This is a genomic window from Sphingobacterium sp. xlx-130 (genome assembly GCF_011007405.1).
Classification (GTDB): Bacteria; Bacteroidota; Bacteroidia; order Sphingobacteriales; family Sphingobacteriaceae; genus Sphingobacterium; species Sphingobacterium luzhongxinii.
Genome location: NZ_WFKN01000003.1, coordinates 363253 through 376541 on the forward strand (window position 1 = coordinate 363253; position 13289 = coordinate 376541).

General features: G+C 40.0%; 10 protein-coding genes. 4 read left to right on the forward strand and 6 right to left on the reverse strand.

The window, feature by feature from the left end; all coding sequences use genetic code 11:
- Positions 1-58: 58 nt before the first annotated feature.
- The 6 genes from G7B18_RS04895 to G7B18_RS04920 all read right to left on the reverse strand — a co-directional run bounded on the left by G7B18_RS04895 (position 59) and on the right by G7B18_RS04920 (position 6566).
- Positions 59-1105: an LD-carboxypeptidase gene (locus tag G7B18_RS04895; RefSeq protein ID WP_164108086.1), complete on the reverse strand. Its 1047-nt coding sequence runs from the start codon at positions 1103-1105 to the stop codon at positions 59-61.
- A gap of 126 nt (positions 1106-1231) precedes the next feature.
- Positions 1232-2566 carry a dihydroorotase gene (locus tag G7B18_RS04900; RefSeq protein WP_164108085.1) on the reverse strand — a complete coding sequence of 445 codons (1335 nt, stop codon included), beginning with the start codon at positions 2564-2566 and terminating at the stop codon, positions 1232-1234.
- Positions 2567-2631: 65 nt separating this feature from the next.
- Positions 2632-3318: an ATP-binding cassette domain-containing protein gene (locus G7B18_RS04905; RefSeq protein ID WP_164108084.1), complete on the reverse strand. Its 687-nt coding sequence runs from the start codon at positions 3316-3318 to the stop codon at positions 2632-2634.
- Positions 3309-3644, reverse strand: coding sequence for a hypothetical protein (locus tag G7B18_RS04910; protein ID WP_164108083.1), 336 nt, complete (start codon positions 3642-3644; stop codon positions 3309-3311). Before G7B18_RS04910 ends, G7B18_RS04905 begins: the two co-directional genes overlap by 10 nt.
- A 74-nt stretch (positions 3645-3718) precedes the next feature.
- Positions 3719-5557 carry a UbiD family decarboxylase gene (locus G7B18_RS04915; RefSeq protein ID WP_164122144.1) on the reverse strand — a complete coding sequence of 613 codons (1839 nt, stop codon included), beginning with the start codon at positions 5555-5557 and terminating at the stop codon, positions 3719-3721.
- 148 nt (positions 5558-5705) lie between these two features.
- Positions 5706-6566 carry a hypothetical protein gene (locus tag G7B18_RS04920; protein ID WP_205601699.1) on the reverse strand — a complete coding sequence of 287 codons (861 nt, stop codon included), beginning with the start codon at positions 6564-6566 and terminating at the stop codon, positions 5706-5708.
- 243 nt (positions 6567-6809) lie between these two features.
- Here G7B18_RS04920 and G7B18_RS04925 point away from each other — a divergent pair, with 243 nt between their 5' ends.
- The 4 genes from G7B18_RS04925 to G7B18_RS04940 all read left to right on the forward strand — a co-directional run bounded on the left by G7B18_RS04925 (position 6810) and on the right by G7B18_RS04940 (position 13277).
- On the forward strand, positions 6810-7997 hold the full coding sequence (locus G7B18_RS04925) for a deoxyribodipyrimidine photo-lyase (protein WP_164122145.1): 1188 nt from the start codon (positions 6810-6812) through the stop codon (positions 7995-7997).
- Positions 7998-8149: 152 nt separating this feature from the next.
- The gene (locus G7B18_RS04930) at positions 8150-10888 is read left to right on the forward strand and encodes a 2-oxoglutarate dehydrogenase E1 component (RefSeq protein ID WP_164108079.1); all 2739 of its coding nucleotides are present in this window, start codon (positions 8150-8152) and stop codon (positions 10886-10888) included.
- Between the two features lie 68 nt (positions 10889-10956).
- A complete protein-coding gene (gene odhB, locus G7B18_RS04935) occupies positions 10957-12189 on the forward strand; it encodes a 2-oxoglutarate dehydrogenase complex dihydrolipoyllysine-residue succinyltransferase (protein ID WP_164108078.1) in 1233 nt (410 codons plus the stop codon).
- Between the two features lie 68 nt (positions 12190-12257).
- Positions 12258-13277 (forward strand): hypothetical protein, encoded by a 1020-nt coding sequence (locus tag G7B18_RS04940; protein WP_240452772.1) that lies wholly within the window; start codon positions 12258-12260, stop codon positions 13275-13277.
- The last annotated feature ends 12 nt before the right edge of the window (positions 13278-13289 follow it).

The window sequence follows — 13289 nt, forward strand, 5'->3', positions numbered from 1 at the left end:
TATGGAATATCCTAACTGCAGTTATCCCTGTTTGTACAGCTTATGCTATATGGATATTTCATAACAATGATTTCTCTAAATATTCAATCTTTCCTAAACTAGCATCCATACGGGCCAGTACGCCTACAGGCATAAGGAATTGATCGGAGATATGACCAATCATCGCGCCAGAATATGCAGGAATCCCCAAGGGTTTGATATAATCGTTGAGCATCTGCTCGACAGTAAGCGCTCCATATCCACCAGAGGGGCCACAATTGGTACATTTGCCGAATATAAATCCTGTGATTTGCGACAGAATACCCGCATTCATCAATTGACAAAACATCCGATCTAAACGATCCGATTTTTCATCAATCTCCTCTACAAACAATATCTTATCCTTAAAATCAGGTAAATAAGGACTACCACATAACCCTGCTAACAATGTGAGATTGCCACCGATAATAGTTCCTTCTACAATACCAGGAGTAATAGTCTGAATACGATCTTTATATTGTATGATCTGTGTATCGGATTTCTTAGGATTTTCAAAGCAGGCTAATTTGTTATCGAAAAACTGGTCTTTGAACAGCTGCGCAACATAATTACTCCAAGTACTGATACCTACCACGCCATGGAATGAAACTAGTCCTACCTTAGTGTAAAATGCCAGTAGTAACGCTGTCACATCGCTATAACCCAACAATATTTTTGGATTGCGCGCGACCAAATCATAGTCTATACGGCTTAATAGTCGTGATGTGCCATTTCCCCCCCGTATACAGACAATAGCCTGCACCGACTCATCTGCAAACATCTTATGCAGATCTTCTAACCGCTGTTCGTCTGTCCCCGCGAGATTGCCGTAACGTGCACGAATATTTTTCCCTTCTTTGACCGAAAAACCAAAGTAGGTAAATACTTCTTTGGCCATTGTTATTGATTCTTCATCTTCAACAGCACCTGCCGGCGCGATAAGCCCAATGGTATCTCCTTCTTTCAGCACATTCCCTTTTAATAGGGTCTTGGCACTAGAAAAATAAGGACCTGCCTTGGTAAACTTTGACAAGGTAAGTGCACCCGCGCCAAGCCCCAGACTTTTTAAAAAATCTCTTTTGTTCATTCTATTATCCTGTTATCGAGTGAACTTGTTATCGTGTTATCGAGTAAACTTTTTATCCTGTTATCCTGCTATCGATTGAACTGGATAACTAGATAACTTGTTAACTACATAACTTTATAACCTCCTTTACCTATTAAACAGCAACCGATGTCCGGATCCTACCTCAATAATCTTGCCTTCACTGTATGCCAGATTTCCGGAAACAAGGGTATGCACGATACTAGAAGAAAAAGTATGTCCTTCATAAGGTGACCAGCCACATTTGGAAAGAACATTGTCTTTAGTGACTGTGTATCCCTTATTCAGATCTACTAAAACTAAATCTGCCCAATAACCTTCACGAATAAACCCACGCTGCTCAATTTCAAAACAAATAGCAGTATTATGTGCAGTCTTTTGAACCAGTTGTTCAAGCGTCATCTTTTCTTGTTTTACAAGGTCCAACAGTGCTTGCAATGCGTGCTGTACCAAAGGTCCTCCGGAAGGAGCCTGAAGATAAGGTTGTTCTTTTTCTTCGATCGTATGTGGCGCATGATCCGTAGCGATTACATCAATATGTCCATCCAAAACTGCAGCTAAAATCTGATCTCTATCCGTAGCAGTTTTCACTGCGGGATTCCATTTGATATAGTTACCCTTTGTCTTGTAATCCGCATCTGAAAACCAAAGATGGTGAATACAGGCTTCGGCAGTGATTCGCTTTTGTTTCAAAGGAATGTTATTCGTAAACAAAGCTGTTTCTTTACCTGTGGAAATGTGTAAAATATGGAGTCTTGTATTATTCTTTTTTGCAAGTTCAACGGCTTTGGAGGAGGACAGATAACAAGCTTCTTCCGAACGGATCAAAGGATGCATATCAATAGTGATACCTTCACCATACAATTCTTTATAATGTGCTAAATTTGATTTAATCGTGGCTTCATCCTCGCAGTGTGTCGCAATTAGTGTCGGTGCATTTTTAAAAATCTGCTCTAAGGCTATTTCATTATCGACTAACATATTCCCTGTAGAAGAGCCCATAAATACCTTGATACCACAGACATCACGCGGATTAGTTTTAAGAACCTCACTCAGATTGTCATTACCTGCTCCCATAAAGAAGGAATAATTGGCCAACGAGCTATCTTGTCCGATGTCGTATTTATCCTGCAATAAACGTTGGGTAAGGGTATTAGGTACGGTATTGGGCATCTCCATAAAGGACGTGGTACCTCCGGCTACTGCTGCTCGACTCTCTGTAAAAATATTCGCTTTATAGGTTAATCCCGGTTCGCGGAAATGCACTTGATCATCGATCAAACCCGGTAAAAGGTGTAATCCTTCGGCATTGATCTCGCGATCGGCCGGCAGATCAATTTGCTTACCTATCTTTTCGATTCGACCGTTTTTTACAAACAGATCCAGTGCTTCAATTTTTCCTTCGTTGACTACCTGTGCATTTTTTATTAAAAGAGATGACATATCGTGATTGTGAGTAAGATTAAAATGAAACACAAACTTACTAAACAAAACGTTCTACACCTATTTTAATCATCAAAAGTTCCTTCGGGAACATAAAAATATTCCAGGTCTTTTTTATTCTCGATAGACCTACATCCTCCATTTTGAAGCAATAGAATCCGCGTACTGATATCCAATACAGAGTTATAATGGTGATCTGAAATCACAAAACCTTTGCAATGCTTGTATTGGAGGATTACTTCCTGTATCCGCTCTTTAAGATAAGGAGATACCCCTGAGAAAGGTTCATCCAATAGGTAATAGGTCGCTGGCTGATGTATGAGCAACAGCAATTCAAGATAACGCTGCTCACCCACCGACAGCTCGGCTACTTTTTGATGGAGAACTTTTGCTATTACCTCGTCCTTTTGGATCGACTCAACAGTTTCTGCGCTTGCAATCATGAGTTTAATGGCATTCCTGACAGAAATATAGGTGGGCAAATAATGCTGCTGCGGAAGGTAACAAACTTTATTCGTCTTGAAAACGGCCTCCATCCGTACTCCATCCAATTTGATATACGCATTTTTAGCACGCAAAGCTCCGAAGATAATTTTCATCAAGGTGGTCTTACCACAACCATTCCGTCCTAATAGCGCTACGACCTCCCCCACTTTACAACTAAGGTATACGCCACTCAACAGTTGGTAATTAGAGTTATAGGAAAACTCTATGGAATCGGCATAAAGCTCCCCTTCGACTGTCATATCCATACAAGAGGGAATAAGAGTAAAGTGAAAATGATATTAATCAGAAAAGCGACTGCAACAACCTTTCTTTTCGAAAAACCTAGATTATAATATAGGTAGTTGGTGTGCTTACTAAAGAACATATCCACACCTACTGCAATAAGAAAACCAACGGTAGCAAAAACAAAGGGTAGCTTTCTGATCCCCTCGATCGTAGACTCTACTGTAAATACTGGCGTTACAGCCATCATATTGCCCAGTTCCATTTTCAACGGGATTACACTCAGCACAAGGGATATCCCCAAATTCGCCAGAAAGATTTGCTTATAATAGAACCAATAAACCTTCATTATTTAGATTTTCAGTTCTAAGATAGCAATTAACCACCCGCTACTCCTAGTATTTAATAGTTTTTAACATATTATTAAATAACACCGTACAAAGATCCTCCTTTTGCCCCCAATCGATCGATATGACGTTCTACCGTTTCGTCTTTAATCAGATCTGGGGCATGGTGCGGCTTACGGCGCGCATCGATAATAACCGGCCCTTCGCAACCCCAATGTTTAAACTTGGTAAATGAACGGATGCCATAAATATCGTAAGCGGGGTTGGACTTGGTAAATGTAACCCAGACAAAGTTGTTGATGCTATCGGCGGTAAATCCTGCATCATCTGCGATGACCAACATCGGAATACCCTCGAAATCTACCTCTTTAGCAGCTTCACACCAAGACGCTAAAATAGCCTGTTCCTCTTCGTAAGACGTGAATGTGGCCCCATCCAAAATGAGCACCCCTGGCAAAGCCAATTTGGCATTATTAAAAGGTCTTGGCAAATCCATATTTGCTGGCATCTGTGTGATTAGCGTACGTTTCTTGGATCCTGCCGCTGCAAACACCACCTTAGAACCTGCATTCAGGCCATCACCGGAATAATCTAATGTATCTATTGTAGTATTGGTATGAAAGTGCAAATCGCGCGTTGGGTCTATACGCTCAAGAAGATGGCTTAAATAACCTGGAATATCATGGATATCGAGCTGAGGATTGTCCTCATCGGCTGTAATAAATAAGTATTTAGCGAGACTCAATTGATTTTTACCTAAGATCTGATTGGCAATAGTTAAGATCTCTTGAGGACGATCAACCTTCTGATAGGGGGTATAACTCTCTCGACCGATAGCGAATAGCAAAGGATGTACACCCGCTGGATCGACTGCATGAACGGCTTTTAATCCTGCTATTTCTTTAGGAATAGCACTCCCTGTAATCTCATGGATCAATGCTCCAAAACTAGTATCTTCTTGTGGTGGCCGCCCTACTACAGTAAATGACCAAATAGGGTCTTTTTTATGGTATACATTATGTACGCGCATCAATGGGAAGGGATGGGTCAAACTGTAGTAACCGATATGATCACCAAATGGACCTTCAGGTTTGTTTTCATTCGGATAGACGGTACCTGTGATCACAAAATCAGCATCGGCAGAAATACAAAAACCTTCATCATCATAGAAATATCTAAACCTACGATTACCTAACGCTCCGGCAAATATCATCTCTGACAGCCCTTCTGGTAACGGCATGACTGCCGACAAGGGATGCGAAGGAGGACCTCCGACGAATATACTCACTTTTAAAGGCTTGCCTAACGCATTGGCCTTTTGCTGATGTACACCGATACCGCGATGCAGCTGGTAATGAAGCCCGATTTCTTGATCCTGAATATAATCATTGCCTGAAAGTTGAATGCGGTACATTCCCAGATTGGCCTTCATAATGCCAGGCTGTGCAATGTCTTCGGTATATACCTGCGGCATAGTCACAAAGGCACCACCATCCATAGGCCAGTTTACGATCTGTGGCAGTTTGCTGATTTGGGTTTTACCATAGCTGATGGGAGCATTTGATTTTTTTTTCCAGGGCAAAGCACCTAAAGCCACTGCAGAGGAACCAATGTACTGAAAGGGATTTCTCAGTACAGCTGAAGGATCCATCTTGACATCTACAAGCTTCTTGATATGTGTCAACGTGTCCCGAAACATGAACTTGGATCGATCCAATGTACCGAACAAATTGGACACAGCCGGGAACTTGGATCCCTTTACATTTTCAAATAGCAATGCTGGCCCCTCTACATCAAAAACACGCATATGAATAGCGGCCATTTCCAAATATGGATCAACTTCTTCCTTTATCCGTACTAAATGTCCATGCTGTTCCAAATCGGCAACACAAGCCGCTAAACTAGGGTATCCCATATCTTTTTATAAGTTGAATAGCAAAAATAATAGAATATTTCTGCTAAAAAAACTTTCATAGCATCAGGATTACTTTGACAATCGTAAAAGTTCCTCATGTTCATAGTAAACAGTTTCTTGTAGAAAAAAGTCAGTTTGACATTGCGTCTTATAGTCCGCGCTCTATAGGTATGGTTGCAAAGTCTACTTGTTCCTTCCAAAGGGTATTATCGGTAATCTGGGCTCCAATCATCCCCAACAGATAATCATCGTACAACTGGCTATCTATGCCATACAACAATTTATTAAACCATACTGCAAGCTTCTTACTGGGCAGAGAAAACACTCTATAACCCATCTGAACACCGCGTTGAGTGATATAACACTGTACTAGCTCATTCATATCCATAATTCGCTCACCACCAAACTCGATCCATTGACAAATAAAGCTATCTTGCCAGTTCACCTTTTTTATAAAAGAAAAAAGATCAGACAACAGTATAGGTTTGAATTTTATATTCCCCAATTCGGAATAAAGATAGATCAACCTGTTTTTCAACATCTCGTCCATAAGCCGTTCAAAAGAACTACCACTTCCAACAGCGAGATCTTTTAATAGAATAGTATACTGTACACCCAACTCTTGAAAGAGATCTTCGACCGCCATCAGGCACCCAGTATCATAGGCTCTCGCTACATATACAACACGGTTGCATCCTGCGCGCTTTGAAAGAAAAATAAAATTACGTAATGACAAAAGCTCATACTGTATACCGAGTCCATCTTTTTGATTTTTTCTCTGCGCAAAATAAATAGACAAATCCAATGATTCTATGTGAAAATCATCAAAGGATTTTCCTTTTTTTATAAGATCCACTGGAAAAATTGTAACATTGAGATCAGCGCTCATCTTTCGTTTTAAAAGATCGACATCTCTAACTATACCAAAAACTTTATGCGCCGAATCAGGTAAAAAAGACAAAGCAGCACGGCCAAGATAGGAATTCAACCCACACAATAATAAATTCATCACGCTATACTTATTTTAGCTTTCATACCTACAATAAGTGTACTTACCATTAATTTGTTTTCGCAAAAGTAACGGTTTATTCATTTTATCTAAAAAATAAGTAGGAAATTAACACATTTTGACTTATTAAAGATGATTTGTTTAAATATTGTAAATATTCAATATCTCGCACGGCATAATACCTTAAATGTAATATCTTTACACCACTTGAAATTAATCTAAATAATAGTACGTGGTAGGTAAATGAGCAAAAAGGTTATTTTAGTTTGGTTTAGGAATGATCTTCGTACCCATGACAATGAGGTACTCCAGAATGCTGTTCTGAAAGCAGATTTTATTATTCCGGTTTATATTTTCGACCCTCGTTATTATGAAGAAAACAAATTCGGTTTTCAAAACACCGGGAAATCCCGAGCAGATTACATTGCCCAAACCGTACTTTCCTTAAAAGACAAGCTAGAATCACTTGGTGGTGATTTATTGACGTATCAAGGATATCCCGAAGAGATTATCCTGCAATTGGTACAAAAATACGATGTCGACGAGGTATATCACCATCGTGAAGTAGCACAACGAGAAACAACCATTTCGGAACTTGTAGAGGAGTCATTATGGAAAGTAAAACGTAACCTTCGCCATTTTATCGGCCACACCTTATACCACAAAGAAGACCTGGCCTTCCCTATCAGAGACATTCCCAATGATTTCAATACATTCCGTAAAAAGGTTGTCAAAGAGAGTTTCGTGAGGGAGTGTGTAGCGGATATACAAAAGGTGAGTACCCCTCCGCATCTTGAGAAAACTAATTTTCCTTTTAAACTAAGTTCAACAAAACCCACCGATCAATTTGGTGAATCTGCTGCTTTTGACGCTTTGACAAGACTGGTCAAAGACACGGAGATAAACATGGAAAGTTATACGGATCTATCTCCCTACCTCGCCTTGGGGGTACTATCCCCTGCATTTACCTTTCATTATTTGAACAAAAACATCAATTCGAAGAACAAAAAGGGGATGAATGCCTTTATAGAGAGCTTAATGATGCGGGACTATTTTCGCTTTATGTTAAAAAAATACCCTAATTGCTATTTTAAAAATAAACAAGAACCCTCGGAAAATAATAGTCTTTCGCTATGGACTCAAGGCCTTACGGATAGTCAAACGGTAAACAATTTAATGTTAAAATTGAATAAAACAGGTAGATTAACACGTAAGGAGAGGGAGATAACAGCCTTATATCTCATCTACGAACTTAATGAAAACTGGCTTGCAGGTGCTGCATGGTTCGAGCAACAGCTTATTGATTATGCTCCAGCAACGATTTATGGTTTTTGGGCGCACATGGCCAACCAAGGAACTAGTCTTAAAAACAACAGAAGTATAGCCGACTGGTACAAGGTGAAAAATGACGTTTTAAGGGAAGTAATTTAAACTCTTACAAGGCTTTATTTATCCAAATATGCCATTTAAATTTTTAGTGTTAAAATTGACACTATTTAACTGCAAAAACTTAAACTTCAATACTCGAAACTCCTATTTAATTCCTAAATTTGGCAAATTCTTATTGATTATATCAAAAGTAAATGGATAAATTGACATATTTGAGTAACGCCGATTCGAGCTATATCGATGGGTTATATCAAGCGTACAAGCAAGATCCAAATTCGGTAGATTTTGGATGGCAAAAATTTTTTGAAGGTTTTGAATTTGGTCAAGGTGCTGAAGGTGTCAGTATCGACACTGAAAATGTTTCAGAGCATGCGCTGAAAGAAATTAATGTATTGAACATGATTCACGGCTATAGAGATCGTGGTCATTTGTTTACACACACCAATCCGGTCCGTGAACGTCGCAAATACTATCCGGGTAAAGAGTTGGAGACTTTCGGTCTTTCTGAAGCTGACATGGACACTGTATTCAATGCAGGTGTTGAAATCGGCCTAGGTCCTGCTAAGCTACGTGACATCCGTCAACTTATCGAAGACACTTACTGTCGTTCTATAGGCGCTGAATTTAAATATATACGTAATCCGGAAAAAATAAAATGGTTGCAAGACCGTATGGAAGCGGATCGTAACATGCCCAAATACACGACAGAGCAAAAGAAACGCATTTTACAAAAAATTAATAGAGCTGTAGTTTTCGAAAGCTTCTTGGGGACAAAGTTTTTGGGTCAAAAGCGTTTTTCTCTAGAAGGTGCTGAAAGTTTAATAGCGGCTCTGGATTCTGTAATGGAGAAAGGTGCTGATCTGGGCATACAGGAATTTATGATCGGTATGGCACACCGCGGTCGTCTTAATGTATTGGCCAATATCATGGGTAAACCGTACAAAACTATCCTTTCGGAATTCGAGGGTAAGATGTACAAAGAGGAAGATCCTGAATTGCAATTTGGTGGTGACGTAAAATACCACTTAGGCTATTCATCAGATATCACAACAGACAAAGGTAAACATATCCACCTGTCTCTAGCACCCAATCCATCACATCTTGAGACGGTAGACCCTATTGTCGAAGGTATGGTACGTTCAAAAATAGACATGAAATATGACGGCGATTCATCGAAGATCGCTCCGATTTTAATCCATGGAGATGCAGCTATCGCTGGACAAGGGGTCGTTTTTGAAGTAACTCAAATGTCCAAGTTGGATGGTTACAAAACCGGCGGTACAATCCATATCGTGATCAATAACCAAGTAGGTTTCACGACAAACTATAAAGATGCACGTTCGGGTACATACTGTACGGATGTCGCAAAAATCACTTCTTCACCTGTATTCCATGTAAATGGGGACGACGCTGAGGCTGTAGTCTACGCGATCAATCTAGCAGTTGAATACCGTCAAAAATATAAAACTGATGTTTTCATCGATTTGTTATGCTACCGTCGTTACGGACACAACGAAGCTGATGAACCTAAGTTTACACAACCTTTGTTGTACAAATTGATAGAAAAGCATGCTAATCCAAAAGAGGTGTATGCAAAAAAACTAATAGACGAAGGTTCTATCGAGGCTTCTTATGCTAAAGAAGTAGAGAAAGAATTCAAGGACTATCTACAAACTCAACTCGATGCTTCGAAAGCAGTAGAAAGCTTAGAAGAAGAGGTACCTATGTTTGGTGGTGCGTGGAAAGGTTTACGCCCAGCTAAGCGCGCGGATATCTTCCAACCTACAGAGACTAAGGTTTCGACGAAAACGTTTAAAGAGTTGGCTACGCAGATTACAACATTGCCTAAAGACAAGAAATTCTTCCGTAAAATATCTAAGCTATTTGAAGATCGTGCTTCTATGATTGACAAAGATGCTTACGATTGGGCGATGGGCGAATTGATGGCATACGCGACTTTACTAAATGAAGGAAAGCGTGTCCGTATCTCTGGGCAGGATGTACAACGTGGTACATTTTCGCATCGTCATGCTGTATTGACATTAGAGGATTCGGAAGAGAAATACGTACCATTGGCCAATGTTAAAGGCGGCGATAAATTTAGCATATACAACTCCCTTCTTTCGGAATACGGTGTTTTAGGTTTTGAATATGGCTATGCTTCGGCAAATCCACAAGCCCTTACGATATGGGAAGCGCAGTTTGGTGATTTCTACAATGGTGCTCAGATCATTGTCGATCAGTACTTAAGTAGTGCCGAAACGAAATGGAAGCGTTCTAACGGTTTGGTTATGCTATTACCTCACGGTATGGAGGGACAGGGTCCAGAACACTCTTCCGGACGTATTGAAAGATTCTTGGAGTTGTGTGCAAATGATAACTTAATCGTTACCAACTGTACTACACCAGCAAACTACTTCCACTTACTACGTCGCCAATTGGTCCGCGATTTCCGTAAACCGCTGGTTGTATTTACACCTAAGAGTTTATTACGTCACCCAAAGGTTGTTTCTAAACTAGAAGATTTTACAAAAGTAAACTTCCAAGAGGTGATTGATGACAATGCCGTTAAAGCAGCTTCTGTAAAACGTGTACTTTTCTGTTCAGGTAAAGTATATTACGACTTATTGGAGAAACAGCAATCGGATAAGCATAATGATGTTGCTATCGTGCGTATCGAACAATTATACCCTGCACCGATAGACCAATTGTCGGCTATTCGTAAGAAATATAGTAAAGCTACGGAGTTCATATGGGTTCAGGAAGAAAACGAAAACATGGGCGCATGGCCATATTACTGCCGTAAATTCCGCAGGTCTGAAATTGAATTTACTGATGTAATCGCAAGGAAAGAGAGCGGAAGTCCGGCTACAGGCTATATGAAACAACATATCGCTCAACAAGAGGCAATCATTAATAAAGCATTCGCATAAACAATTTATAAAAGCTAAACGTTGTATATAATAAGATATATACAACGTTGGTTTTAAAAAGAACACATATGAGCTTAGAAATCAAAGTCCCTACGGTTGGTGAATCAATTACCGAAGTAACCTTAGCACAATGGCTAAAAGAAGATGGCGACTACGTCGAAATGGACGAAAACATTGCCGAACTGGAATCAGACAAAGCTACATTTGAATTACCTGCCGAAAAAGCCGGTATTCTTCGCATCATCGCACAAGAAGGCGATACTTTAGAGATAGGTGCAGTAGTATGTACTATCGAAGATGGTGACGCGCCTGCAGCGGATAAAAAAGCTGACGCACCTGCAGCTCAAGCATCAGCACCTGTAGCACAAGCTACTGAAGCATCTGAGAATCCAGATTCATATGCAGCTGGTACGGCTTCACCGGCAGCGGCTAAAATATTGAGAGAAAAAGGAATAGACCCTTCGACGATAAAAGGTACAGGAAAAGATGGTCGTATCACAAAAGAAGATGCTGAAAAAGCGCAAGCTAAACCAGCAGCTCCTAAGGCTGAATCTAAGCCAGCCGCAGCAGTTTCTACTCCTGCTCCTGTAATAACTGGTGCTCGCAATGAGCGTCGTGAAAAAATGAGTTCTCTTCGTAAAACTATTGCCAAACGTCTGGTAACTGTTAAAAATGAGACAGCTATGTTGACGACCTTCAACGAGGTAAACATGCAGCCGATCATGGACTTAAGAGCTAAATACAAAGACATGTTTAAAGAAAAACATGGTGTAGGTCTTGGTTTTATGTCTTTCTTTACAAAAGCAGTAACTACAGCGTTAAAAGAATGGCCTGCAGTAAATGCACGTATCGAAGAAAATGAAATCGTTTATTCTGATTTTGCGGACATATCTATCGCGGTATCTGCTCCAAAAGGACTGGTTGTCCCTGTTATCAGAAATGCAGAGTCAATGAGCTTATACCAAGTAGAAAAAGAAGTGATCAACTTAGCTACTAAAGCTAGAGATGGCAAATTGACAATAGAAGAAATGACTGGTGGCACATTTACAATCACAAACGGCGGTGTATTTGGGTCAATGATGTCTACTCCTATCATCAACGCACCGCAGTCTGCGATCTTGGGTATGCACAATATCGTACAACGTCCTATCGCAGAAAATGGTCAAGTTGTTATCCGCCCTATGATGTATGTGGCTCTTTCTTATGACCACCGTATCATTGACGGACGAGAATCGGTAAGTTTCTTAGTTCGCGTAAAACAATTATTGGAAGATCCAGCCCGTCTATTATTAGAAGTATAATCTAAAATAAACATATCATTAAAAGGTCGTCTTTAGTAGGCGACCTTTTCTATTCTAAAAAAATTACCATGCATCATTTGCTTTCACCTATTACATGTTTATTTCTAGCTTTATTTTTTGTGGGCTGCCAATGTGTACGTGCTCAGGAAGTGGGATTCAAATTAGATTTTTTCGGGTATGCCGATAACCGAGAGTTTGGAGCCAGTTATACAGAGCCAAAAACTATTTTTGGGACGATCGTCTCTCCTCAAATTTATTTTAAAATCGATGGTGGACACCGCCTATATGGAGGAATTCATTACAACCAGGATTTTGGAAAGCATCCGGAAAACAAACAACGACTTAATCCAATCGCTTATTACAATTACAACTCATCTACCATTGATTTTGCGATAGGCTTTATCCCTCGTTATGAACGTCTTAAGGATATACCACGATTGGTCATGGCAGATACATTGATGTATGATCGTCCAAATCTCGAAGGCATGTATTTTCAATACAGTAAAGGTCGATTTAAACAACGTATTTTTATAGATTGGCTGAGTAAACAAAGTTACAATTATCGCGAGCAGTTTGTCGCGGGTATATCAGGTGGCTACCAACAAGGCTTATTTTATATCGAGCATGCAGGCATATTATATCACAATGCATTGACCAGTAATGATGCGATCGAAGAACATATACAAGATAATGCGGTGATAACTGCAAAAGTGGGGCTGGACTTCAGCCATAGAACCGTGTTTGATTCGTTGACTCTTGATGCAGGAGGAGTTATTGGCTTTGATCGTGTACGTACCGAATATGAAATGCGTACGGCCAAGGGTTTGATTTCGACACAACACATCGGTTATAAAAACTTTGCCTTGACCAATACCATTTATATCGGCGAAGCACAAAACCTACCTAACGGGGATTCATTTTATCACCGTGCCCAATATGATCGTTTAGATTTGGGATGGAGTCCTTTCAAAACCGGTGCTATTGAAGGCAAATTGACCGCTTCGTTTCACTTTTCAAAGGGACGGGTGGATAACCAACAAGCTTTTACATTACGTTATAATTTTGAGCAACCCTTATGGCGTAAATAATGCTCACGCAAA